General features: G+C 72.2%; 25 protein-coding genes. 8 read left to right on the top strand and 17 right to left on the bottom strand.

The genetic code is table 11. The features are described 5' to 3' along the window. Positions 1-4: 4 nt before the first annotated feature. Positions 5-499 (bottom strand): SRPBCC family protein, encoded by a 495-nt coding sequence (locus tag JAO84_RS35735; RefSeq protein WP_370416601.1) that lies wholly within the window; start codon positions 497-499, stop codon positions 5-7. Positions 500-621: 122 nt separating this feature from the next. Beyond that, on the bottom strand, positions 622-1,020 hold the full coding sequence (locus JAO84_RS35730; RefSeq protein ID WP_370416956.1) for a MarR family winged helix-turn-helix transcriptional regulator: 399 nt from the start codon (positions 1,018-1,020) through the stop codon (positions 622-624). A gap of 168 nt (positions 1,021-1,188) precedes the next feature. Between JAO84_RS35730 and JAO84_RS35725 the strand changes: the two genes are divergently transcribed. Then, a complete protein-coding gene (locus tag JAO84_RS35725; RefSeq protein WP_370416600.1) occupies positions 1,189-2,316 on the top strand; it encodes an NADH:flavin oxidoreductase in 1,128 nt (375 codons plus the stop codon). An 80-nt stretch (positions 2,317-2,396) separates the two neighbouring features. Here JAO84_RS35725 and JAO84_RS35720 read toward each other — a convergent pair whose 3' ends face one another. Further along, entirely contained in the window at positions 2,397-3,026 is a 630-nt protein-coding gene (locus JAO84_RS35720) for a LysE family translocator (protein WP_370416599.1), read from the bottom strand. A gap of 120 nt (positions 3,027-3,146) precedes the next feature. Here JAO84_RS35720 and JAO84_RS35715 point away from each other — a divergent pair, with 120 nt between their 5' ends. Both JAO84_RS35715 and JAO84_RS35710 read left to right on the top strand, forming a co-directional pair. Then, positions 3,147-3,596, top strand: a complete 450-nt coding sequence (locus JAO84_RS35715) for an Lrp/AsnC family transcriptional regulator (protein ID WP_265867214.1) — start codon at positions 3,147-3,149, stop codon at positions 3,594-3,596. Positions 3,597-3,681: 85 nt separating this feature from the next. After that, a complete protein-coding gene (locus JAO84_RS35710; RefSeq protein WP_370416955.1) occupies positions 3,682-5,418 on the top strand; it encodes an immunity 49 family protein in 1,737 nt (578 codons plus the stop codon). 152 nt (positions 5,419-5,570) lie between these two features. Here the strand turns inward: JAO84_RS35710 and dmpG are convergent, their stop codons facing one another. The 3 genes from dmpG to JAO84_RS35695 are packed head-to-tail and all read right to left on the bottom strand — an operon-like array spanning position 5,571 to position 8,364. Next, positions 5,571-6,581: a 4-hydroxy-2-oxovalerate aldolase gene (gene dmpG / locus JAO84_RS35705; protein ID WP_370416598.1), complete on the bottom strand. Its 1,011-nt coding sequence runs from the start codon at positions 6,579-6,581 to the stop codon at positions 5,571-5,573. Further along, the gene (locus tag JAO84_RS35700; protein WP_370416597.1) at positions 6,578-7,549 is read right to left on the bottom strand and encodes an acetaldehyde dehydrogenase (acetylating); all 972 of its coding nucleotides are present in this window, start codon (positions 7,547-7,549) and stop codon (positions 6,578-6,580) included. Before JAO84_RS35700 ends, dmpG begins: the two co-directional genes overlap by 4 nt. Before the next feature lie 8 nt (positions 7,550-7,557). Next, positions 7,558-8,364 carry a 2-keto-4-pentenoate hydratase gene (locus tag JAO84_RS35695; protein WP_370416596.1) on the bottom strand — a complete coding sequence of 269 codons (807 nt, stop codon included), beginning with the start codon at positions 8,362-8,364 and terminating at the stop codon, positions 7,558-7,560. Between the two features lie 70 nt (positions 8,365-8,434). On the opposite strand from JAO84_RS35695, the gene JAO84_RS35690 reads away from it, so the two are divergent. Further along, positions 8,435-9,184 carry an IclR family transcriptional regulator gene (locus tag JAO84_RS35690; protein WP_370416595.1) on the top strand — a complete coding sequence of 250 codons (750 nt, stop codon included), beginning with the start codon at positions 8,435-8,437 and terminating at the stop codon, positions 9,182-9,184. Positions 9,185-9,249: 65 nt separating this feature from the next. On the opposite strand, the gene JAO84_RS35685 is transcribed toward JAO84_RS35690, so the two are convergent. Genes JAO84_RS35685 through JAO84_RS35670 form a run of 4 tightly spaced genes read right to left on the bottom strand, consistent with a single transcriptional unit; the run spans position 9,250 to position 13,293 of the window. After that, positions 9,250-10,533, bottom strand: a complete 1,284-nt coding sequence (locus JAO84_RS35685) for an FAD-dependent oxidoreductase (protein WP_370416594.1) — start codon at positions 10,531-10,533, stop codon at positions 9,250-9,252. A gap of 17 nt (positions 10,534-10,550) precedes the next feature. Next, entirely contained in the window at positions 10,551-11,306 is a 756-nt protein-coding gene (locus JAO84_RS35680) for a maleylpyruvate isomerase family mycothiol-dependent enzyme (protein ID WP_370416593.1), read from the bottom strand. After that, entirely contained in the window at positions 11,303-12,130 is an 828-nt protein-coding gene (locus JAO84_RS35675) for a fumarylacetoacetate hydrolase family protein (RefSeq protein ID WP_370416592.1), read from the bottom strand. Before JAO84_RS35675 ends, JAO84_RS35680 begins: the two co-directional genes overlap by 4 nt. Positions 12,131-12,132: 2 nt before the next feature. Then, positions 12,133-13,293, bottom strand: a complete 1,161-nt coding sequence (locus JAO84_RS35670; RefSeq protein ID WP_370416591.1) for a cupin domain-containing protein — start codon at positions 13,291-13,293, stop codon at positions 12,133-12,135. Positions 13,294-13,400: 107 nt separating this feature from the next. Here JAO84_RS35670 and JAO84_RS35665 point away from each other — a divergent pair, with 107 nt between their 5' ends. Continuing rightward, positions 13,401-14,183, top strand: a complete 783-nt coding sequence (locus tag JAO84_RS35665) for an IclR family transcriptional regulator (protein WP_370416590.1) — start codon at positions 13,401-13,403, stop codon at positions 14,181-14,183. Between the two features lie 91 nt (positions 14,184-14,274). Here JAO84_RS35665 and JAO84_RS35660 read toward each other — a convergent pair whose 3' ends face one another. From JAO84_RS35660 to JAO84_RS35650, 3 genes are read right to left on the bottom strand one after another with little or no spacing between them, the layout of a single operon-like run. Beyond that, on the bottom strand, positions 14,275-15,114 hold the full coding sequence (locus tag JAO84_RS35660) for an alpha/beta fold hydrolase (protein ID WP_370416589.1): 840 nt from the start codon (positions 15,112-15,114) through the stop codon (positions 14,275-14,277). 1 nt (position 15,115) lies between these two features. Continuing rightward, complete coding sequence (locus JAO84_RS35655) at positions 15,116-16,048, bottom strand: VOC family protein (protein WP_370416588.1); 933 nt, start codon at positions 16,046-16,048, stop codon at positions 15,116-15,118. Between the two features lie 17 nt (positions 16,049-16,065). After that, positions 16,066-17,610 carry a bifunctional 3-(3-hydroxy-phenyl)propionate/3-hydroxycinnamic acid hydroxylase gene (locus JAO84_RS35650; RefSeq protein WP_370416587.1) on the bottom strand — a complete coding sequence of 515 codons (1,545 nt, stop codon included), beginning with the start codon at positions 17,608-17,610 and terminating at the stop codon, positions 16,066-16,068. Positions 17,611-17,848: 238 nt separating this feature from the next. Here JAO84_RS35650 and JAO84_RS35645 point away from each other — a divergent pair, with 238 nt between their 5' ends. After that, positions 17,849-18,514, top strand: a complete 666-nt coding sequence (locus JAO84_RS35645; RefSeq protein WP_370416954.1) for a TetR/AcrR family transcriptional regulator — start codon at positions 17,849-17,851, stop codon at positions 18,512-18,514. A gap of 11 nt (positions 18,515-18,525) precedes the next feature. Here the strand turns inward: JAO84_RS35645 and JAO84_RS35640 are convergent, their stop codons facing one another. Further along, on the bottom strand, positions 18,526-19,728 hold the full coding sequence (locus tag JAO84_RS35640; protein ID WP_370416953.1) for an aromatic acid exporter family protein: 1,203 nt from the start codon (positions 19,726-19,728) through the stop codon (positions 18,526-18,528). 273 nt (positions 19,729-20,001) lie between these two features. On the opposite strand from JAO84_RS35640, the gene JAO84_RS35635 reads away from it, so the two are divergent. Further along, positions 20,002-20,799, top strand: a complete 798-nt coding sequence (locus JAO84_RS35635) for a class E sortase (RefSeq protein ID WP_370416586.1) — start codon at positions 20,002-20,004, stop codon at positions 20,797-20,799. Here JAO84_RS35635 and JAO84_RS35630 read toward each other — a convergent pair. The 3 genes from JAO84_RS35630 to JAO84_RS35620 form a co-directional block, all read right to left on the bottom strand. After that, positions 20,783-21,409 carry an HAD-IA family hydrolase gene (locus JAO84_RS35630; RefSeq protein ID WP_370416585.1) on the bottom strand — a complete coding sequence of 209 codons (627 nt, stop codon included), beginning with the start codon at positions 21,407-21,409 and terminating at the stop codon, positions 20,783-20,785. The two genes, JAO84_RS35635 and JAO84_RS35630, sit on opposite strands and share 17 nt — an antisense overlap. A gap of 15 nt (positions 21,410-21,424) precedes the next feature. Further along, the gene (locus JAO84_RS35625) at positions 21,425-22,033 is read right to left on the bottom strand and encodes a hypothetical protein (RefSeq protein WP_370416584.1); all 609 of its coding nucleotides are present in this window, start codon (positions 22,031-22,033) and stop codon (positions 21,425-21,427) included. Between the two features lie 101 nt (positions 22,034-22,134). Further along, positions 22,135-22,770 (bottom strand): TetR/AcrR family transcriptional regulator, encoded by a 636-nt coding sequence (locus JAO84_RS35620; RefSeq protein ID WP_370416583.1) that lies wholly within the window; start codon positions 22,768-22,770, stop codon positions 22,135-22,137. A 60-nt stretch (positions 22,771-22,830) separates the two neighbouring features. Here JAO84_RS35620 and JAO84_RS35615 point away from each other — a divergent pair, with 60 nt between their 5' ends. Beyond that, positions 22,831-23,685, top strand: a complete 855-nt coding sequence (locus JAO84_RS35615; RefSeq protein WP_370416582.1) for a class I SAM-dependent methyltransferase — start codon at positions 22,831-22,833, stop codon at positions 23,683-23,685. The last annotated feature ends 52 nt before the right edge of the window (positions 23,686-23,737 follow it).

Below are 23,737 nucleotides of genomic sequence, written 5' to 3'. Positions count from 1 at the left end.
GGTGTCACCGGCCGGCGGTCCCGGCCGGGACTCCGGCCGGATCGCGGCCCTGCTGTTCGTGGCTCTGCTGCTCGCGGACCGCGATCCGGGCGAGCTTGGTCAGCATCATGCCGTTGCGGATAGAGACGAGGTAGTCGACGGGGAGCCCGTGGATCCGGGTGCCGGGGCCCCGCAGGGGATGCCATTCGAGGAGGAAGAGGGTGTGCTCGCCCCAGGGCACCAGATTCATGGCGATGCGGGCGGCGCCGAAGGGATCTGCCTTCGCCTCCAGTTCCAGTCGGCGCCCGGGCTCGCAGATGCGGACGACACAGGTGTCGTCGAGGGTGAGCGGGCCGACGCCCACGCGGACGCGGAGGCGGGCGCCCACGTCGGGCCAGTGCGGGTCCACCGCCATGACCTGCTGCGTACCCGAGACCCATTCCCCGTAGCGAAAGCCGTCGGACAGCAGGTTCCACACCGTGGACGGCGGACTCAAGATCAAGCGACGATCCCGCGACACCGCGACCGCCTTCCCTTCTCTCCCTAGGAAATGGCGTCCAAGGCCGCGGCCGACGCTATCCGCAGCGTGCCGCCCCCGCACGCGGAAGGAGGCCGCACGCGGGAGGCGGCCGGCACGGTGGGTCAGACGGCGGGTCCGGACACGAAGACGCGCTCCAGCAAGGTGTACAGGGTGTCCCGGTCGGTGTCGTCGAGCCGGGCCAGGCCGTCGTGCGTGGTGTGCATCTTCGCGCGGATCGCGTCGGTGACGCGCTCGCCCTCGGGCGTGAGGATGACGTTCTTGACGCGCCGGTCGGATGCGTCGGCCTCGCGGCGGACGAGGCCGCGCTTCTCCAGCCGGTCGATGATGCCGGTCATGTTGGAGGCGTCGCAGGTCATGGTCTCGGCCAGGGCGCGCATCGCGGCGGGTCCCCGGCGCAGCACGGTGAGCGCCTTGCCCTGGCTCGCCGTGAGGTTCTCGCTCGCCGCCGCGACGGTGAAGTCGCCGTAGTAGACGCCGAGCGACACCGAGAGCAGCTCCATGAGCCGGGCGGTGTCGGCGCGGGGCGTGTCGGTGCGGGGAGCTTCTGTCATGGGGCCACTCTACCGCGAGAAACTTGACTACCTCAAATATCTACCTCTACCTTCATTTCGTTGCATGAAGTTCTCAAGCATCAAGGTTGTCAAGCAGTAGCCATGAGGAGCGTCCCCGTGACCGTCACCGCGTCCCCCGCCTCCCGCGCCGCCGAGATCCTTTCCCGGCCCATCGCGCTGAACGGCCTGACCGTCCCGAACCGCATCGCGATGGCGCCGATGACGCGCATGTTCTCCCCCGGCGGCGTTCCCGGTGAGGACGTGCAGTCGTACTACGCCCGCCGCGCCGCCGCCGGCGTGGGCCTGATCGTCACCGAGGGCACCTACGTCGGCCACGAGTCCGCCGGGCAGAGCGACCGGGTGCCGCGGTTCCACGGCGAGGAGCAGCTGGCGGGGTGGGCGAAGGTCGCCGCGGCCGTGCACGAGGCGGGCGGCACGATCGTGCCGCAGCTGTGGCACATCGGCATGGTGCGCCAGCAGGGCCAGGCGCCGTACGCCGACGCCCCCGCCGTGGGCCCCTCCGGTATCCGCGTCGACGGCACCGAGGGCACGGGCAAGGCGATGACCCAGAGCGACCTGGACGACGTCATCGGCGCCTTCGCCGAGGCCGCCGCGGCCGCCGAGCGCATCGGCTTCGACGGCGTCGAGCTGCACGGCGCCCACGGCTACCTCGTCGACCAGTTCCTGTGGGAGCGGACGAACCGCCGCACCGACGCGTACGGCGGCGACTCCGTGGCCCGTACGAAGTTCGGGGCCGAGATCGTCGCCGCGGTCCGCGCGGCCATCTCCCCCGACTTCCCGGTGATCTTCCGCTACTCGCAGTGGAAGCAGGAGGCGTACGACGCGCGGCTCGCCGAGACCCCGCAGGACCTTGAGGCGATCCTGGCCCCGCTCGCCGCGGCCGGCGTCGACGCCTTCCACGCCTCGACGCGCCGCTACTGGCTCCCGGAGTTCGAGGGCTCGGACCTGAACCTGGCCGGCTGGACCAAGAAGCTCACCGGTCGGCCGACGATCACGGTCGGTTCGGTCGGCCTCGACGGCGACTTCATCCGCGCCTTCGCGGGCGAGGGCGCGGAGCTCGGCAGCCTCGACAACCTCCTCGACCGCATGGAGCGCGACGAGTTCGACATGGTTGCCGTCGGCCGCGCCCTGCTCCAGGACCCGGAGTGGGCGGCCAAGGTCCTGGCGGGGCGGAGTGACGAGCTGAAGCCGTACGACGCGGCCGCGCTCAAGACCCTGAGCTGAGCCCCGGGCGCCGGGGCGGGTCCCGCGCCCCGGCGCCGACAGCCGGCGATCACCCGGCGCCATCAGGGCATCAGGCGCCGTCAGGCGATCAGGCGTTCCGCCAGCAGGAGCGCGCCGATGGCGATCATCATGGCGCCGGAGACCCGGGAGACCGCCCGGGCTGCCGAGGGCCGGGTCGTGAGCACCGTGCGGGCGAGCACGCCGACGGCGAGGTAGACGACGGCGCACACCGTCAGGTGCACGGTGCTCAGGAGTCCGGTCTGCGCGGTGACCGGCCAGCCCGTGGCCGGGTCGATGAACTGCGGGAACAGGGAGAAGTACAGCAGCAGCGCCTTGGGGTTCAGGCCGCTGGTCCCGGCGCCCTTGATCACGGTCCGCAGCCGGGAGACCCCCGCCGCCCCTTGGCCCCCTGCCCCGGCGGCCGCCGGCGTGGCGGGCTGCCGGAACACGCCCCAGCCCAGCCACAGCAGGTAGCCGGCGCCGGCGACGGTCAGCGCCGTGAGCACGTTCGGCGAGTTCGCCACGATCACCGCCAGGCCGGCGACCGCCATCAGCGCGTACGCCGTGTGCCCGACGATCAGGCCGGCGACGGCGGGGACGACCGAGCGGTCCCGCAGGCCCGCGGAGATCGCGTAGGCCCAGTCCGCGCCCGGGGTGAACACCAGCAGCAGGTCCACTGCCAAAAAGGCCGCCAGTGTCGTCGTGTCCACGATGGTTCCCTCGGTTCCTTCTCACTCTTCTTGCTGTGCGTGGGAAGGCTAGGGCGGATATGCCCGAAAGTGTTTGCGTTCTTACCCCATGATCGCGGGATTCGGGGGAGAATCTTCTCCATGGATGCCCTGGACCGGAAGATTCTTACCGAGCTGCAGCTCGACGGCCGCCTCACGGTCACCGAACTGGCCGCCCGTGTGCAGCTCAGCGTGTCGCCCTGCCACCGCCGGCTGCGCGACCTGGAACGCGAGGGCGCCATCCGCGGCTACCGCGCCGTGGTGGACCCGAGCGCCGTCGGCCTGAACTTCGAGACGCTCGTCTTCGTCACCCTGCGCTGGGAGGACCCCGACACCGTCACCGCCTTCGAGGAGGCCGTCGCCGCCATCCCCCACGTGCTGCAGGCCCAGCGGCTTTTCGGCGAACCCGACTACCTCCTGCGGGTCGCCACCACCGACCTCCCGGCCTTCCAGCAGCTGTACGACCGGCAGCTCGCCCGGCTGCCCGGTGTCCAGCGCCTGACGTCCACGCTCGTGATGAAGAACGTGGTCGACGACCGCCCGCTGCCCTGACGGTGGCCGGGCTGTCGGACCCCGCGTCTAGGCTGTGCCCGAGAGTCGATCAAGGAGCGGGGCAGTGCGGATAGAGCGTCACCAGGTGGGCGGGGCCGTCGTGTCGGCGGCGCGCGAGGACTTCACGAACCGGATCGGGGGCCAGGTGCGGTCCATGTCCCGGGGCGGCCGGATGGCCACCTACGAATGGCAGTCGATCGCCGAGGAGTTCCTCGAGTACCTCGGCGCGCTGTCCGTCGAGACGCCCGACCTGGACACCCCGGAGGCGAAGGCCGCCCTCAAGGACGCCTCGGAGGCCGCGGCCGGCGCGGTCGCCTACGCGGCGTACCACCCGCACTGCAGCTTCCAGATCTTCCTGGACTACGTGAACTTCGGGATGAGCTACGACCCGGGTGAGGACGCTCCCCCGGAGAGCGTGACGCCCGGCGACTGGATCGACGCGCTGTGTCTGGCGGTCCTCAGGGACAAGGCCACGTGGCACGGCGAGGCCTTCCACTTCGCCCGGCAGAAGTTCGCCGAGCGGGTGCAGGGCACGCCGCTCGGTGAGCTCGCCACCGCGCTGACGGCCGTGTTCCTGGACGACACCGGCGACGACGAGGAGTACCCGCCGAGCGCGCAGGCCAAGCTCGCCGCCGTCGACGCGGCGCTCGACCGCGTCCGGGCCCGCGCGGTGGAGACCGGCGAGCCCCTCCTGGAGCAGTCGAACAGCGCGGCGCTGCGCACCGTGCGCGCCCTGGCCGCCGAGGACCGGGGCGCCTTCGACGCCGCGCTGGCCGATCTCCTGGTCCGGCACAGCAGCGTGCACGGCGTGTCGGCCCGGCCGAGCAGCCTGCTCCCCCTCGTGCCCATCGCCCTGGCCGCGCTCGCGTACCGGAGCCTGGGCTGGACTCCGGCCGTCCACACCGACTACCTGCCGCACGCGCTGGTCACCGGCTTCGAGTCCCGGGGCCCGCGGGTCGCCGGGTTCGGCAGGGACCGGCGGCCGGACGCGGTCGCCGCGCTCGCGGAGGGCCCGCTGGTGGTGGAGCGGCCGGGGTGTGCGTGGACGGTGAATCCGCGGCTCGAGGTCGTGTACGAGCAGCACGTCCAGCAGGCGTTCACCCCCGATGCGGGAGAGCCCCTCGCCGTCTGGCTGCTCAGCAGCGTGATGGGCGATCAGGAGCGCCTGTTCAAATGGCATGCGGGGACCCCGGAGGGCGTCACGGACGCCCGGCTCGCGCACCTCCGGGTGGCCTCCCAGACGGGGGCGGCCCTGTTCCGCATCGCCCTCGCGGAGCCGGGCACCGAGGTCGAGGTGACCGTCGGCGGCCGGACGCTGCGGTACGAGGCGAAGCGGGGCGAGGACGCCGGCGCGGGCAACTGGCAGACGGCCACGGCCCTCGCCCTCATCACCGGTGTACGCGAGGATCTCGCCCCGCTGGTTCTCACCGGCCCCGCCTTCGCCCGCCCGGACGGCTCGGCCTTCACCGCGTACCGCGAAGCCCTCCACGCGTATCTGAAGGGCACGGATCCGGAGGCGGCCGCGCAACGGGCGCTGGATCAGGCGGAGAAGGCGAAGGACTGGGGGTTCGCCATGCCGCCGGCCGTGCTGCTTTCGCAGCTCGTGGAGGGCGACGAGGAGAGCTTCAACCTGGCCCTGGCCGACGCGCTCGAGGCCCACCGCGACCATTACCGGGTCGCCGACCGCGCCGACGATCCGGACGCCTCGGTCAACCTCGACATCCTCGCCCTGGCCTGCCACGCGCGGCGCCGCGGCTGGGCCATCCGGGTCGAGTCGCCGTACCTGCCGCAGGCGGTTCTTCGGGCGGCCGAACCCTTCTAGGACGACCAGCCGTACGTTGTCGCCCCCGTGCCGGCTACTGGAGGTCGGGCGGGCTCAGGCGGCGCCGCCACCAGGGGTCGGGCTGCGGCCGGGCCGAGAGGCAAGGCTGGATCGTCTCTTCGGCCCGGCACGCGTGCCGGGGGACGGACGGGTCAGTGGGCCGCCGTCAGGCCCAGGGCGATGTCCAGGATCATGTCCTCCTGGCCGCCGACCAGGCGGCGGCGGCCGCATTCCAGCAGGATGGCGCGGACGTCGACGTCGTAGCGGCGGGCGGCGGTCTCCGCGTGGCGGAGGAAGCTGGAGTAGACGCCGGCGTAGCCGAGGGTGAGGGTTTCGCGGTCGACGCGGACGGGGCGGTCCTGGAGGGGGCGGACGAGGTCGTCGGCGGCGTCCTGCAGCTTGAACAGGTCGCAGCCGTGCCGGAAGCCCGAGAGGTCGGCGACGGCGATGAAGGCCTCGAGGGGGCAGTTGCCGGCGCCGGCGCCGTGGCCGGCGAGGGAGGCGTCGACGCGGCGGACGCCGTTCTCGACGGCGACGACCGAGTTGGCGACGGAGAGCGAGAGGTTCTCGTGGGCGTGGATGCCGATCTCGGTGTCCGGGTCGAGGAGGTCGCGGTAGGCGCGGACCCGGGCGGCGACGTCGTTCATCGTGAGGCGGCCGCCGGAGTCGGTGACGTACACGCACTGGGCGCCGTACGACTCCATCGACTTCGCCTGCCGCGCGAGCTGTTCGGGCTCGGCCATGTGGGAGAGCATCAGGAAGCCGGAGACGTCCATGCCGAGCTCGCGGGCGGCGGCGATGTGCTGCGCGGAGATGTCGGCCTCGGTGCAGTGGGTGGCCACGCGCACCGAGCGGACGCCGAGGTCGTAGGCGTGCCTCAACTCGTCCACCGTGCCCACGCCCGGAAGCAGCAGGGTGGTGAGGCGGGCGCGCCTGAGGACGGAGGCGGCGGCCTCGATCCACTCCCAGTCGGTGTGGGAGCCGGGGCCGTAGTTGACCGAGCCGCCGGCGAGGCCGTCACCGTGGGCGACCTCGATCGCGTCGACACCGGCCTCGTCCAGGGCCGCGACGATCCGCTTGACGTCGTCGGGAGTGATGCGGTGCCGGACGGCGTGCATGCCGTCCCGGAGCGTGACGTCCTGGACGAAGATCGGGGTGTTCACTTCGCGGCCTCCTTCGCGGCGGCGATCTGCTCGGCCATCCGCACCGCGGCCGAGGTCATGATGTCGAGGTTTCCGGCGTACGCCGGGAGGTACATGCCCGCGCCCTCGACCCTGAGGAAGACGGAGACCTGGTGGGTGGGCCGGGTGGTCGCGCCCTCCGCGAGCAGCGTCTCGACCGGCTGGTCGGCCGGGATCTCGGTGATCTGGACGTCCTGGACCATGCGGTAGCCGGGGACGTACGCCGAGACCTCGGCGACCATCTTCCGTACCGACGCGGTGATCTGCGCCTTCGCGGTCTCGCCGTCCTCACCGGCGGGCAGGGTGGCCAGGGCGAAGACCGTGTCGCGCATCATCAGGGGCGGTTCGGCCGGGTTGAGGATGATGATCGCCTTGCCGCGCTCGGCGCCGCCGACCCGCACGATCGCCGAGGAGGTGGTCTCGGTGAACTCGTCGATGTTGGCCCGGGTGCCGGGGCCGGCCGACTTCGAGGCGATCGAGGCGACGATCTCGGCGTACGCCACCGGGACGACCCGGCTGATCGCGGCCACGACGGGGATGGTGGCCTGACCGCCGCAGGTGACCATGTTGACGTTCGGCGCGTCGAGGTGCTCGTCCAGGTTGACCGCCGGGACGACGTACGGCCCGATCGCGGCCGGCGTCAGGTCGATCACCCTGATGCCCAGCGGGCGCAGCTTGGCGTCGTTGTACCGGTGCGCGCCGGCGGAGGTGGCGTCGAAGACGAGGCCGATGTCGTCGATCTGCGGCGACTTGAGGAGGCCGTCGACGCCTTCGGCGGTGGTCTCGAAGCCGAGGCGGGCGGCGCGGGCGAGGCCGTCGGAGGCGGGGTCGATGCCGACCATGACCCCCATCTCGAGGTGCTGCGCGGTGCGCATGATCTTGATCATCAGGTCGGTGCCGATGTTGCCCGATCCGATGACGGCGACCTTGGTCCTGCGGGTGCTGCTCATCTCGTTCCTTACGCGGAGAAGGTGACCGACACCGTGCCGAGGCCGGTGACGGTGGCGCGGACGGCGGCGCCCGGCGTGACGGGACGCATCGGGCCGAGGGCGCCGGAGAGGACGACCTGGCCGGCGCGCAGGGGTTCGCCCAGGTCGCGGGCCTGGCGGGCGAGCCAGACGACGGCGTCGACGGGGTCGCCGAGGCAGGCGGCGCCGTTGCCGGTGGAGACGGTCTCGCCGTCGATCGTCAGGGTCATCTCGGCGGCGACGGGGTCGAAGGCGGTCAGCGGGACGCGCCGCGTGCCGAGGACGTAGGCACCGGCCGAGGCGTTGTCGGCGACCGTGTCGCCGAAGCTGATGTCCCAGTCGGCCACCCGGCTGCCGCAGATCTCGATGGCGGCGACGGCGTGGTCGACGGCCGCGCGCACCTGGGCGGCGTCGAGCGGTCCCTCGGCGAGGTCGGCGCCGAGGACGAAGGCGATCTCGGCCTCGACCCGCGGCTGAAGGACGGCGTCGGACGGCACGACCGAGCCGTCGGCGTGCGCCATGTCGTCGAAGAGGAAGCCGAAGTCGGGCTGGTCGACGCCGAGCTGCTGCTGCACGGCGGCGGAGGTCAGGCCGATCTTGCGGCCGGTGACGGTGGCGCCGGACGCGATCCGCTCGGCGGTGAGCAGCCGCTGCACGGCGTAGGCGGCGCGGACGTCGTCGCGGCCGATGAGGTCGCGTACGGGGGCGGCGGGGGTGCCGGTGGCGGCGGCCGCGCGGAGCCGGGCAGCGGCGGCGGCGATGCTGTCGGTGCCGACAGTGGGGTGGTTCTGGGGCATGGCATCCAATCTGGGGTACGGGGAGGGGCGAGCTCCATGAAGGCGTTCCACTCAGCGGTACGCTCTTCTCATGGAGGACAGCGACACCGTCCTGGGCAAGGCACTGGCGATCCTGCGGGCGTTCGGCCCGGCCGACTCCGTGCTGCCGCTGGCCGAACTGGTGCGGCGTACGGGTCTGGCCAAGGGCAGCGTCCATCGCGTGGCCGGGGATCTCGTGCACCACCGGCTGCTCGACAAGACCGAGCACGGCTACCGGCTCTCCGGCGGTCTCTTCGAGCTCGGCATGCGCGCCGCCGCCGAACGGACCCTGCTCGAAATGGCGATGCCGTTCCTCCAGGATCTCTACGAGCGGACCCACGAGACGGTGCACCTCGGGGTGCGCGAGGGACACGAGGTCGTCTATGTCGCCAAGATCGGCGGCCACCGGCAGGCCAGGACGCCGTCCCGCACCGGCGGGCGGATGCCGCTGCACTGCACGGCCATCGGCAAGGTGCTGCTCGCCCATGCCGGGGAGGAGGAGCGGACCGCCGTCCTGACCGGCCCGCTCGAACGGCGTACCCCGCACACCGTGATCGCCCCGGGGCTGCTGCGCCGGCAGCTCGACAAGGCCGTCGAGACCGGGGTCGCCTACGAGCGCGAGGAGTCGACGCCCGGGCTGCTCTGCGTCGCCGCTCCGGTCCTGGCCCCCGACGGGCGGACGGCGGTCGCCGCCGTCAGCGTGACCGGCCCGGTCGGGCGCTTCCGCCCCGAGTCGCACGCCAACGCCGTACGCGCCGCGGCCACGGCCCTGGGCTCCACGCTGGCCCGCCGGCGGCCCTGAAACAACGGGTGGCCGGGGGCGACGCGTTGCGCGTCGCCCCCGGCCACCGGTCGGGCGTGAGGAGGTCAGGCCACCGGCTCCTCGACGGCCGCCGAGGAGAGCGGGATCGGCGTGAACATCTCCGGCTCCTCGTCCGGCGTCAGCGCGGTCGGGCCGTACACCCAGTCGGTGAAGGAGTAGTCGTACGCGTCCCGCGCCCTCATGATCGCGTTGCGCTGCTCCCGGGCCACCCCGTCGACGTGCCACAGCTCGCCCCAGGCGCGGGCCGTGGTCTGCACCCGGCGGCAGTGCTCCACCCGGACCGCCTCGTACGCGGCGAGGGCACCGTCCCAGTCCGGCGCGGCGCCCGCCGGGGCGGCCTCGGCGAGGCGCGCGTAGTGCTGCGCGAGCACCCAGCCGTCCTCGATGGCCATGATCGCGCCCTGCGCCATGTACTGGAGCGGCGGGTGCGCGGCGTCGCCGAGGAGGGCGATCCGGCCGTGCACCCAGGTCTCGATCGGGTCGCGGTCGAACATCCGCCACCAGCGGTCCCGCCACATCAGCGGGACGCCCTTGAGGACGGTGTCGCAGCTGCCTTCGAAGGCCGCGTCCAGCTCGTCGGGGGTGCCCCAGTCGTCCTGACCGGCCATCGCCCTGGGCGACTCGAACACGGCGACCTGGTTGAACATCTCGCCGCCGCGCAGCGCGTACTGCACGAAGTGGCGCTGCGGGCCGACGTACACGGTGACGTCGTTCTCCGCGACGCCGTTGTCCTTGACCTGCTCGAACGGGACGGCAGCGCGGTAGGCCACGTACGAGGAGCTGACCGGCTCGTCGCCGATCAGGTCGCGGCGGGCCACCGAGTGCAGTCCGTCGGCGGCCACGACCAGCGGCGCGGACTCGACGCGGCCGTCCTTGAGGCGGACCAGGGCGCCGCCCTCGGTGTTCTCGTAGGCGACGACGGTCTGGTTGTTGAGCAGCTCGACGCCCGCCCGCTCGCAGGCGCGCAGGAAGATGCCGTGCAGGTCGCTGCGGTGGATGACCATGTACGGGAAGCCGTAGCGGCGTTCGAGGTCGCGCAGGTCGAGCCGGGTCAGCTCCCGGGAGTCGAGCGCGTCCCGCATGACCATGTTCTCCGGGACGACGCCCAGCGCCTTGGCCTCGTCGAGCAGGCCGTACTCGTGGAGGATGCGGGTGCAGTTGGGGGCGATCTGCAGGCCGGCGCCGACCTCGCCGTACTCCGGGGCCTGTTCGAGGACGCGGACCTTCAGGCCCTGACGGGTCAGGGCGTAGGCGGTGCTGAGGCCGCCGATGCCGCCACCGACGACGATGACATCGGGCTGCCCGGCAGGGGTGGTTCCAGTGGTCATGACGGTGTGTGTTCCTCTCAGAGCCAGGCGCCGAGCGCGGGGGCGGGTGAGCCGTCGGCGGCGCGCGGGCCGGCGGCCCGTCCGGTGAGGTAGGCGGTGATGTCGTGGAGTTCGCCGGTGACCAGGACGGGCTCGCCCTCGCCCGGCAGCTCCCAGCCGGCGCCGATGGCCCCGGCCCGCAGGGTCACGGCCGGGCCGGGGGCGGCGGCGCGCTTGGCGGCGACGTCGTCGCACAGGGCGACGAGGAAGTCGCCCGGCAGGTCGGCGAAGGTGACGCCGGTCGCCAGGTCGACGGCGTGGACGCAGACCTCGCGGGAGCGCATCCAGGGCAGTTCGGTGGCGGGGACGGTACGGCCCTGGGCGGTGACGACCTCGTGCCGCCACTGTCCGTCGGTGAGCTCGTCCATCGACGCCTCCAGGGCGTCCGCCGAGCGGCGCAGCCAGGCGGTCAGCCGGGCGGCCGGCAGGGCGCGGCCGCGTTCGATGCCGGCGGCGCGTTCCTCGGGCGAGGCGTACATCGGGGTGGGTTCGCCGGTGGCGGCCCAGTGGACCAGGTTGGACAGGGCCTCGGCGTTGGCGGCGACGTGCGCGGCGACGTGGGCGCGGGTCCAGCCGGGCAGGGCGCTGGGTGCCGCGTAGCCGGCGTCGTCGAGTCCGGCGACGGCCTCGAAGGTCAGCTCGGCGCCGATGACGGCCCAGCGGCGGGCGTCGGTGAAGGTCCGGACGCCGGCGCCGGTGCTCGTACGGTCGATACCAGTGCTGGTGCTCGTCATCCCGCGACCACCTGGTTGGTGCAGGCGCCGAGGCCGTCGATCTCGGTGACCACGGTCTGGCCGGGGAGCAGGAAGACCTTGGGGTCGCGGGCGTTGCCTACGCCGGCCGGGGTGCCGGTGGCGATGATGTCGCCGGGGCGCAGGGTGATGACGGTGGAGATGTACTTCACGAGGAAGACCGGGTCGAAGAGCAGGGTGCCGGTGTCGTCCTGCTGCATGACCTGCCCGTCGACGGCCGTGCGGACCTTGAGGGCGGGGCGGACGCCGCCGACCTCGTCGGGGGTGACGACGTACGGGCCGACCGGGGTGGAGGCCTCCCAGATCTTGCCCTGGGTCCACTCGATGGTGCGGAACTGCCAGTCGCGGACCGAGATGTCGTTCATGACGGTGAAGCCGGCGATGGCGTCGGCGGCCTGCTGGTCGTCGGCGCGGCGCACCTGCTCGCCGATGACGACGGCCAGTTCGACCTCCCAGTCGAGGGCGTCGGTCTCGGCGGGCTTGACGATGGCGTCGCCGGCGCCGATCAGGGTCTCGGCGAACTTCGGGAAGAGGGTCGGGTAATCGGGGAGCTCCCGGCCCATCTCCTTGATGTGGTTGGTGTAGTTGTGGCCGACGCAGACGACCTTGGAGGGGTTCGGGACGACCGGGGCGAAGTCTGCGCCGGCGACGGGGTACGTGGGGCCGGCCGCGGCGGCGGCCTGCGCCCGCCAGTCGGGCTGGGCGAACAGCTCGCCCAGGTCGGCGTGGCCGAGGTCGACGTGGACGTCGCCGTCGAGGCGGACCGCCCGGGTGCCGTCGGGGGTGCGGAGGGTGGCGAGCTTCATGGTCAGGCGTCCTTCTGGGTGCGGTGGAGCTTGAGCGCCTCGAAGACGGGCGCGTCGGAGAAGCGGAAGAGGTCGAGGGCGCCGGAGTCGGAGTCGCTCCGGGCGGCCTCGGAGCGGGCGGAGAACGGCGCCCAGGACGGGACGACGAACAGGTCGCCGCGGCCGACCGTCCAGGACTTGTCGCCGACGGTGACCGTGCCGGAGCCGTCGAAGACCTGGTAGACGGAGGAGCCGGTCTCGCGCACGGGAGCGGTCTCGGCGCCGCGGGCGATGCGGTGGAACTCGGCGCGGAGGGTGGGCAGCACGTCGGAGCCGTCGTGCGGGTTCGCGTAGCGCACCGCGGCGTGGCCGGGCTCGACGGTGCCGCCGAACCCCTCCTTCTCCAGGAGGAGCTGGTCGCGCAGGGCGGCGTCGGTGTACTCCCACTTGTAGGAGAGCAACGGGCTGCCCGGTGCGGTCGGGGTGGCCGACAGCGGGCGCAGGCCCGGGTGGCCCCACAGGCGCTCGGAGCGGGACCGCTCGGGGGTGATCCGCTCGGCGTCCGTGATCTCGTCGCGGCCGAACTCGAAGAACTGGGTCTCGGTGACGTACTGGAAGGGGATGTCCAGGCCGTCGATCCAGGCCATCGGCTCGGCGGTGGCGTTGTGGTGGGCGTGCCAGTTCCAGCCGGCCTGCGGGAGGAAGTCGCCGCGGTTCATCGGCACCGGGTCGCCGCCGACAACCGTCCAGACGCCCGAGCCCTCGACGACGAAGCGGAAGGCGTGCTGGGTGTGGCGGTGCTCGGGGGCGTCCTCGCCGGGCATCAGGTACTGGATGGCCGCCCACAGCGTCGGGGTGGCGAACGGCCGGCCGCCGAGAGAGGGGTTGGCCAGGGCGATGGCCCGGCGCTCGCCGCCGCGGCCGACCGGTACGAGCTGTCCGGCCTGGTCGGCCAGTTCCCGCAGCCGCTGCCAGCGCCAGAGGTGCGGTACGGCGCGGGAGCGCGGGTGGGCCGGCATCAGGTCGCCGATCTCGGTCCACAGCGGGACGAGCAGCTCGTTCTCGAAGCCGCGGTACAGCTCTTCGAGGGCCGAGGTGACCTCGGGCTGCCCCTCCGCGGCGACGGCCTGCAGCCGTACCGGGGAGCCCGAGGCGATGTCATGGGCAAGGGAGGAGTGCGTCACAAGGCCCAGCGTGCGCCGTTCTTCTCTGAAGAACATGAAGATTCTGCACAACAGAACGTCCCTATGATGGGAGCAGATCCGTCCCGGGAGAACACCGGAGCAAGCCAATGGACGACAAGCCGCTCAAGACCCCGCCGCCCTACCCCATCGCCAGCGTGGACCACGCCCTGCGTGCGGCGACCATCCTGCAGCTGGAGGGCGGCGCGAGCGTGTCGCAGATCGCCGAACGCCTGGGCGTGGCACGGTCGACCGCCCACCGGATCCTGGCGATGCTGGTCTACCGGGACTTCGCCGTGCAGGGCGACGACCGCGAGTACCGCGCGGGCCCGGTCCTGGAGCTGGCCTCGCACTCCCAGTCGCTGGTCTCCCGGCTGCGGACCGCGGCCCTGCCCCATCTGCACCGGGTCGTCGACCTCCTCGACGAGACCGCGAACCTGATCGTGCGCACCGGGGACACGGTGCGGTTCATCGCCAGCGTCGAGTGCGGGCAGGCCCTGCGGGTCGGCTCCCGCGAGGGCATGGTGTTCCCGGCCCACCGCACCACGGCGGGCCTGCTGCTGCTCGCCGACCTCTCCGACGAGGAGCTCGACGAGGTGTACGCCGCCGAGCGGTACCGGGAGCGCCCGGCGGACCGGCCGGATCCCGACCGGTTGCGGGCGGAGTTGCGGCGGCTGCGGCGCAACGGCTTCGCCGTCAACCGGGGGCGTTCCGAGCGCGGCCTGGTCGCCGTCGGCGTCCCGGTCCGCGACCGGGAGGGCACCGCGCTGGCGGGTCTGTCGGTGTCGCTGCCCAGCGTGCGCTACGACCCGCACCGGCTGCGGTCCCTGGTCGCCACCCTGGAGGCGGCGGCGCACGCCCTGGAGCGGGGTCTCGGCGACGAGGGTCCCTGACCCGGTTCCCCGACAGGCGAGAGGGCCTGTACGGCACCGCCGCCCTCACGTCGGCGGTGTCGTACAGGCCCTGCTCGGGCTCGAACGAGTGTCAGTTGTTGATGACGAAGTCCGTGACCAGCCGGTTGAACTCGTCGGCGTGCTCCAGCTGGGCCCAGTGGCCGCAGCGGTTGATGATGTGGGCGCGGGAGTCGGGTATCGCGGCGTTGAGCATCATCGAACCCTCCATGGTGGCAACGCGGTCATCGCGGCCGTGGATGAGCAGGGTCGGTGCGGTGATGTCGCCGAGCCGGGACTGGTCGACCCAGATCGGGATGGGCGCGAAGGGGATCCTCTTCGCGACGTTCTCGAGGTGCTCGGGATGCTTCAGGGCATTGGCGGAGCGCTCACGCATCAGCTCGGGGCTGGCGAACCTCTCCTTGTCGAAGACCATGATCTCGACGAGCCGCTCGAACATCTCCGGGCTGGGGTCCTGGTAGGTCCCGTACATGATCTTGATGCCCTCGCTGGGGCCGCCCGCGCCGAACAGGAACGGCTTGGGCTGGATCGGCGGGCCCATGGTGATCAGGTGCGAGATCCGCTCGGGGTGTTCGACGGTGAAGCGGATGGAGTTGTGGCCGCCCATCGAGTTCCCGACGATGGCCGCCTTGTCGATGCCGAGCGCGTCGAAGAGCTCGACGAGGACCTCGACGTGGTCGATGGTGGCGAAGTCGACCGCGTCGGAGTCGCCCCAGCCGGGCATGTCGGGCGCGATGACGCGGAAGTGCCGGGCGAGCGCCTCGATGTTGGGCTGGTAGTTGCTCCAGCCGGTCGCGCCCGGGCCGCCGCCGTGCAGCAGCACGACCGGGTGGCCCTCGCCGGCCTCGTAGTAGTGGATCTTCCAGCGCGGCGTCTGGACGTCCTTGCCGATGACGTTCGGGTCGAGTGCCACGTCAGTGTCCGATCTTCGAGTTGGCGGCGCCGGCGGCGAGCATCTCCGCCACCGGACCCGCGGGCATGTGACCCCAGCTGTTGAGCTTGTCGAGGGTCTTGACCTCCCAGGTCGCGTCGTCGATGAGGATGCCTCCCCAGCCGTACTCGACGTTGAAGCCCGAGGGCGTCTCGACGTAGAAGCTGAACATCTGGTCGTTGGGGTGCATGCCCAGGGTCATGTGGAAGGGCTGGTGGGCGGCCAGGCAGCGGTCCCAGGCCAGGCCGACGTCGCGGATGTCGTCGACCTCGACCATGAAGTGGTGGGTGCTCTTGGGGAAGGGCATGTCGCCGAGCGCGACGCTGTGGTGGCGGGGGTTGCAGTGCAGGAAGATCAGGTCGGCGAAGACGCCCGGAGCGAGTTCCTCGATGATGATGTCGCTGACCTTGAACCCGAGCAGGTCGACGTAGAAGGCCAGGTACGTCTCGCGGGAGACGCCGGGCGTCAGCAGGACCTGGTGGCCCGCGCCGCCGGCGCCGGTCACGAAGCCGCCGAGCAGCGACGCGGACTCGAAGGGGGTGGCGGCGTCGGCGAGGCCGTCGACCAGCTCGATGCGGTTGCCCATCGGGTCGGCGGTGAGGAAGATCCGGTCGACCTTGCGGGCGGCGGCGAGTGCCGCGTCGCCCTCGCTGACCTCGACGTCGGCCGCGCGCAGCCGCTCGACCAGGGCGTCGAGCGCGTCGGCGCCCTCGACCTCGTAACCGGTGGCGACCAGGTCGTCGGCCGGGCCTTCGGTGACGATCCAGCGGTGGGCCTTCTCGTCGGTACGGAGGGTGAAGCCGTCGCCGGTCTTCTCGCCGAGCTGCATGCCGAGCAGGTCGACGCCGAAGCGCTCCCAGTCGGCGAGGCCGCTCACCTCGTAGACGACGTATCCGAGTTCCTTGACACCGGACAAGACTTTTCTCCTTGCTCTCAGAGGGCGGGCACGGCGAGGCCGTGGGTGTCGGCGGCGGCGACGAACCGGTCGGGGCGGACCGCGACGACCCGCGCCCCGTAGCGGCGCATCCAGGGCAGGACGACCTCGTCCAGGTCGACCAGCTCGTCCGGGCCCTCGGTGTGCGCGGTCTTCGGGCGCACCGCGCGGTAGTGGGCGCCGAGCGCGTCCCAGCCGGCCTTCTCCTCGGCCGTCAGCAGGGCCGCCGGGTCGATGTCGTCGCCGAGCAGGACGAAGTGGTGGCCGAGGTGCTCGTCCAGGCGGGCCATCCGGCCGGCGGTGTCGCCGGTGATCGGCTGCGGGATCATGCGGCCGATGACGCTGGCGTCACCGGTCTCGCCGCGGATCCAGCCGCCTTCGAGTACGGGCGGGCGGGTGAGCGGCGGCTCGAACGGGGTGACCGTGTTCTCGGGCACCGCGTTCATGGCGGCCTGTTCCTCCGCGGAGACCTCCTGCTTGATCACCCGGCCGAGGCCGACGGCGAGGCCGGTGTAGAAGGCGGCGCTGGGGCGGCGCTCCGCCTCGTAGGTGTCGAGCCAGGCCTCGGGGAGTTCGCCCTTGAGGACGCGGGCGAGTTTCCAGCCCAGGTTGTGGGCGTCGCGCATGCCGGTCTGCATGCCGGCGCCGGCCCACGGCGGCATCAGGTGCGCCGCGTCGCCGGCCAGGAAGACGCGGCCCTGGCGGAAGGTGTCGGCCATGCGGACGTGGTGCTGGTAGAAGGCGTGCTGGTGGATCTCGACGTCGTCCTCGGAGACGCCGAGGGCCTTGAGCAGCGGCCAGAGCTCGGCGCTGGTCGGGTAGTCGGCCGGGGTCTCGTCGGGCTTGAGCGGGATCTCCCAGCGGTGGTTGCCCGCGGACAGGGCGATGTCGACGACCGGGCGCTCCTTGTCGGACCAGAAGGTGAGGAAGTCCCGGTCGGGCCACCAGCGTTTGACGTGGCAGTCGACGACCACCCAGGTGACGTTGTCGGTGTCGCCGAGCAGTGTGCAGCCGATCCGGGACCGGGTGGCGCTGCTGCCGCCGTCGGAGCCGATGGCGTACCGGGCGCGGGTGGTGCGGGTCGTCCCGTCGGAGGTCGAGGTGACGGTGACGCCGTCGGCGTCCTGCTCGATGCCGGTGACCTCGTCGCCGTAGTGCACGGTGACCAGGTCGTCGTACCGCTCCCGGACGGCCGCGCGCAGTTCGGCCTCCATGGTGGGCTGGTAGATGTTGTAGAAGCGCGGGGTGCGGCCGAGGGTGGACGGCGGGTGCTCGATCCGCATGATCTCGGTCCGGTCGTACGTCATCCAGCGCAGGGCCCGCTGCGGGTCGATCACCTTGTCGATCCGCTCGTCGATGCCGAGGTCCTGGAAGATCCGCATCGTCCAGTCGTTGACCGTCACGGCCCGGGCCCGGGGGTAGATGGCCCGGTCCCGTTCGAGGGCGACGGCGGAGATGCCGTATCGGGCGAGGGTGAGTGCGGCGATCACGCCGGTCGGGCCGTAGCCGACGATGGCGACGTCCGCGTCGTACTGCTGGGTCATGCGCTGGCTCCGTGGGTCAGGCTCGAACGCGTAAGGCGAGGGAGAAAGAAGCGCGTGGGGGAAGCGTGGGGAGAAGCGAGGGGGAAGCGTGGCGAAGTTTTGGACCGATCGGTCGGTACATTTCGAAAGGTAGCAGCGCCCCTCCGAGAGCCGTCAAGAGTTTCCGGACGCGGATTTTCCGCATCCGGTACCGCCGAGGGGCCGCTTCCCGGCGTCGCCTAGACTCCGGAGCGTGGAGATGATCGAGCCGCCCGCGCCGGAGACACGAACCAACCGCCGCGGCCGCCGGTCACGGCAGGAGATCCTGGACGCGGCCGCCCGCGTGATGTCCGTACGCGGCTACGCCGGGACGTCGATGTCGGCGCTCAGCAAGGAGACCGGGCTGCCGAAGAGCGCGTTCTACCACCACTTCGAGTCCAAGGCCGGACTGCTCTCGGCCGTCATGGAGCAGGGTGCGCACGCCTTCTTCGCCGCCATGCGCGAGACCCACCGCAACCCTCCCGAGGACGGCACCCCGCACGAGCGACTGCGCTGGTACCTGCGGCGCACCGGCGACGTCATGGAGAACGGCGAGGAGTTCCTGCGCCTGCTGCTCGTGCTCGTGATGAGCCGCGAGGCGGCGGAGGCGCCCGAGGCGCTGCAGACCGTGATCTCGGTCCGTGAGGAAGGCCGCGCCTACATGGCGCACATGATCCGCTCGTCCTTCGCGGGCGCGGGCGAGGAGACCGCCGACCAGGTCGCGAACGCGCTCGCGGCCTTCGGGATGGCCGGTTACGACGGCGCGTTCGTCGCCCTGCAGTCCGAGGGCGGTGGCCGGCCCGTCTCGGAGTGGATGGACCAGCTGGCCGATGCGCTCGCGGCGCTCGGGGAGGCGATCGTGGCCGGCGGCGCCGACGCCTGCTGACGACAGCAGGCCTAGCTCTGCGGGGCCTGCGGGGTCTGCGCGGGCTGCCGGGAGCGGCCGAGGACATTCCGGAGGGTGAGCCTACGGCGGCGTGCGCGGCTCTCGCGGGTGTGCCGGTCGAGTTCCTCCATCAGCCGCCGTCCCCGGTGTTCGGGGTCGAGCTCGTCGAGTACGCGGTCGAGTTCGGCGAGCATCGCCCCGTACAGCTGCCATCGGCCCGGCTCGCGCAGCGCGAGGGCGAGGAGCAGGCCGGCGGCGCGGCCCCGGCAGGCGCGGGCGGCCCGCAGTTCGCCCGCGAGCCGGGACTCGGCGGCCTCGGCCGCGTCGCTTCCGGAGGACGTGACGAGGACGGCGAAGCTGACGAAGGCGTCGGCGGTGTGCTGCGCCGCCTCCCGGAGGGCGAGTGCGGTCGGGGCGGGCAGCAGTTCCCGGCCCTCCCGCTCCTTGGCCAGGTCGGTGAGGGTACGGGCGAGGACGCGCAGGACCACGGCGCAGATCTCGAGGGTGTCGAGGCCGGTGCGCAGCACGATCCGGTGCAGCAGCCCCTCCTTGACCCGCGGGTTGAACCGCAGGCTGTCCTCGGCCGTGCGCAGCGCGCCGTCCACGTCGGCCACGTCGTTGTCGAGCCGCCGTGCCTCGTGGAGGCGGGCCGCGGCCCGCTCGACCGGGGGCGCGCCGCCGAACTCCTCCGCGACGTCGATCAGCAGGCGGCGCATCCGGCGGGCCAGGTCCTCGATGGAGTCGCCGGCCGTGTCCACCCAGACGGGCGGGGCGAGGACGAGGTTGAACAGCAGTCCGACGGCCGCGCCGATCAGGGTCTCCAGGACCCGGTCCCAGGCGGTGTGGGCGACCTGGGTGACGCCGAGCACGAGCATCGCGCTGATCGCGACCTCGGGCACGAACTCCTCGACCCGCACGAGACGGCCCACGACGAGGGAGGCCAGGATGATCAGGGCGAGACTCCACCAGGAGAGCCCGACGAGCGCGCTGAAGGCGATGGCGATGAGCACGCCGACGACCACCGAGTTCACCCGGCGCAGGCTGGTGGTGAGCGTGGAGTAGACGGTGACCTGGACGACGAGGAGCGCCGTCAGGGGTGCGGTGAGCGGCGCGGGCTCGCTGCTGAGCCAGAGCGCGACGACGTACGAGAGGGTCGCCGCCGCCGTGGAGCGCACGCTCTGCACGGTGAACGGGTCCCGGCGCAGCTGCGCCAGCCGTGCCGCGGCCTTGCGGCGCCGGGCGTCCCACCTGCCCCACCTGCCGTGTCGCGTCACGTCTTCCCTCGTCACGCGCTGCCTCGCCTCGCTCCCGCTCCCGCTCCATGGCCCGGTCCCCCGGCCTTCCCGCCCGACCGTGCCATCCCGCGCGCATTCGGGCGGGCGCGGCACGCCGGGCGCGCGCGGGGGATGGCAGGGCACGTAGCGTGGAGGGGTCGGATGTGCCAGGCGGCCGGCCGGCCGCCGGAGACGTTCGGGTGGTCGATGCCCATGCCCCGGTCAACGCGCTCCCGCAAGGTCGTCGCGGTTCTCGCGGCGGTCGTCGCGGCCGTCGTCGCGGCGGTCCTGGCCATGCTGACGGGCGGGTCCCCGACAGAAGCCGGCGACTCCTCGAAGGCGCCCGCGAGCCGTTCGCCCGCCCCCGCTCCCCCACCGGCGCCACCGGCGCCACCCGCGCCGACACCGACACCTACGCCCACGCCGACGCCCACGCCGGTGCCCGCCCCCCGGCCGCGGGTCGCCGAGCTGCACATCCCGTCGATCGGGGTCGCCGGCCTGCGGGTCGTGCCGTACGAGGGGACGACCGACGACCGGGCCGGCACCCGGATCCAGGACCGCGGCATGGCGGCGAGCCCGTACGGGAAACGGGGCGGCGCGGGGCCGGGCGACATCGGCAACTATCTGGTGACGGCGCACCGCCTCTCGGCCGGCGGGCCGCTGCGCGAGCTCCCGTCCGTCGAGAAGGGCGACCGGGTCCTCGTGGAGGCCGACGGCCGGATCTACGAGTACCGGATCACCGAGACCCGGTCGACCTCGTTCCGCTCCGCCCGCTCCCTCGCGGAGCAGCGGGCCGCCGTACCGGGGTCGCCCGGCGAGCGCCCCACCGAGGCGATGATCACGCTCTCCACGTGCGCGACCCCGGAGGACAACGCGGCGGGCAACTTCTGGCGGGACGCCCAGGGCAACCCGGAGCACCGCATCGACAAGATCGGCGTCCTCGTCTCGGTCAAGGACGCCAAGGACACCAAGGACGCTACGGACGCTACGGACGCTACGGAGTCACCGTGAGCGGCGACAGCGCCGCGCACAGGTCTTCCAGCCGCCGGTAGTGGACGGCCGTCATCCCGATCTCACGTGCAGCGGTGACGTTGGCCGCCGTGTCGTCGACGAACAGGCAGCGGTCGACCGCCACCCCGAGGCGCTCGGCGGCGATGCGGTAGACGCGGGGATCGGGTTTGGCGACGCCGATGCGCGCGGTGTTCACGACGGCGTCGGCGAGGTCGGCGAGGCCCTGGTGCGCCAGATCCCGCTCCAGCCGGGTGGTCGCGTTGGTGACCAGGGCGACGGAGGCGACCTCGCGGACGCGCCGAAGCAACGCGACGACGTCCTGATCGACGGCGGGCACGAGGCCGGACCACGCCAGGACCGCCGCTTCGGCGCGGTCCTTCGATCCGTGGCGAGCGGTGAGGTCGGCGGCGACCGCCGACCGCCACTCCTCATCGGTGATCCGCCCGGTGACAGCCGGGACCAGACGGGCCGGTGCGAACGCCGCGGCCGCGAGCGCGCCGACGGGCAGCCCGTGCTCCTCCTCCAGGGCGTCGGCCGAAGGCCAATGCCGGATCACACCGTCGATGTCGCACAGCACGGCGTCGTAGGACGGGGGCGGAAGAGACGACATGTCGCTCCCCCGCGATCAGGCGTGCGTCGTCGCGCCGCCGGCCGAGGCGGCCAGCCCGTCCGCCACGAGCGCCGCGTCGGCGTCCGCGACGTCGGCCGGGTACTCCGGCAGCAGGTCGTCCCAGACGGGCAGCCATGAGCCGTACAGCTGGGCCTGGCCCTCGGGGCGGGCGAAGAACCAGATGTGGAGGTGGGCGCCGCCGTCGCCGATGCGGTAGACGTGGGCGCGCGAGATGTGCGGCAGGGCCTGGACGTGGCGGACGATGTGGGTGGACAGGACGCCGAGTTCGGCCGCCAGGTCGTCGGGCAGGTCGGCCATGTCGTAGTGATCGCGCGGGTGGAGCATGAGCACCAGCGGCACGCCGACGCCCTGGATCCGGGTCAGCCGCCACCGGTCGTTCCGCCAGATCCCCTCGTCCCGGGCGCGGCACGACCCGCAGTCCGACGGGTCCTCTCCGTGCCGCGCGGGCTCGGGCAGGACCGGAGGCCGCAGCGGTGCGACGCGCAGTCCGTCCTGCTCGAACGGGCTGATGTCCCACCCCGTCATGCGCGCGAGCGGGAGCCGGTGTTCGTCGTCCGTGGCGGCGAGGGCGTGGTCGTAGAACTCGTCAGGTCGCAGGGCCATGCCCCGAAGACTAGGGCCTGTCTCCTCGATCAACATCAGGGCCCCCGACGCATCGGCGCCTGCGAAACCGCGAAGCATGTCGCCCTCGAAGGCCGAGTCGATCAGCGCCCGTTGTCGACCAGCAGCTGAGAGCTGAGGGTGTCGTACGCCCATTGCTCCCACTTGGCCGGTGGCCACGCGCGGTCGCGGGTGAGGACCAGGAAGAGCTCTGGGCTGAGGATGGCGTAGATGATGTCCGCCGCTTCTTCGGCGGGGGTGGCGGGGCGGGCACCTGGCTTCTCGGTCAGGGACTTCGCCGCGGTCGCGATCACGGTGTACCGCGGATCTGCCTGATCCGGCCACAACTCCCGGATCTCCGGGTTGGTTGCCGTCGCGGCGCGGACCATCTCGTTGATGGCCGCGACGCGTTCGAGTGTCCTGCGGGTGCCGGCGACCAGTGCGGCCAGTGCGGACTCGGCGGTAGGCGCGGTCATGACCTCCGCGAACCAGGGCCGATCCATCGTCGGCACGGGTTCGTCGTCGCCCGCGATCGCGGCATCGACAAGTTCCTTGAGCAGCGAGGGCTTGTTGCGAAAGACGAAGTAGACGGTCTGCACCGCCACCCCTGCCCGGTCGGCGATCTCCTGCAGTTTTGTCGCCCCGTAGCCCTGCTCGACGAAGAGCGCGCCGGCCGCCTCGATGATCCGTCGCCGTGTCTCCTGGGCCTTGCGGCCCTGCTTCCCCTTGCCGTCACTCATGACTGGAGTCTATATCTAGAGTTGGACTCTAGAGGTGAACTCTAAGTTTGGAGGCAGGCCGTGCACACGATCGCCAACCGTCAGCAGGCAGAGGCATGGAACGACTGGGAGGGCACCCTCTGGGCCGAACACGCCGAGCGTTACAACGGGATGATGGGCGCGTTCAACGCGCCCCTCTTCGCCGCCGCGGACATCACAGCCCCGAACCGGGTCCTCGACGTCGGCTGCGGCACCGGCCAGACGACGCGCCTCGCGGCGCAACGGGCCTACGACGGAAACGTCGTGGGTATCGACCTGTCCGCGCCGATGCTGGAACGTGCCCGCCGTGACGCAGCCCAGGAAGGTCTCGACAACGTCACCTTCGAGCAGGGTGACGCACAGGTGCATCCCTTCCCCGACCGCGGATTCGATGTCCTCATCAGTCGCGGCGGCGTCATGTTCTTCGCCGACCCCGTCGCAGCCTTCACCCATCTCAGGCACGCGCTCGCGCCCGCCGGCCGCCTTGCGTTCCTCGGCCCGCAGCCCGCGGGCCCGGACAGCGCCTACGCCCGCGCAACCGCCGCACTCTCGCCGTTCCTGCGCGAGGCATCCCCCGCCTCCAGGGGTATGGGGTCGCTCCTCGACCCGGCGCGCACCCGCCACGTGCTCGCCGCCAGCGGGTTCACCGACATCGAGGTGGATCCAGCCGAGGCGCCCATGACCTTCGGCGTCAACGCGGACGACGCTGCCGACTTCATCTTCTCCATGGGCCCGACGCGCTACAACCTGCGCCATGTCGACCCGAGCACCATCACCCGTATCCGCGCCGAAGTACACGACACCCTCACGGAGTTCGAGACCGCGGACGGTGTCTGCATCCCCGGGGCAGTCTGGATCGTCACAGCGACGCGTGAACGTATCCCTTCGGGAAAGTGAAGCATCGTTCCGGAAGCGGTCAGCAGGGGGGATCTGTCCACCTCGGCGCGGA

Source organism: Streptomyces fradiae (assembly GCF_041270065.1).
Classification (GTDB): Bacteria; Actinomycetota; Actinomycetes; order Streptomycetales; family Streptomycetaceae; genus Streptomyces.
The sequence above is the reverse complement of the archived record's forward strand: the minus strand, read 5'-3'. Positions and strand labels throughout refer to the sequence as shown.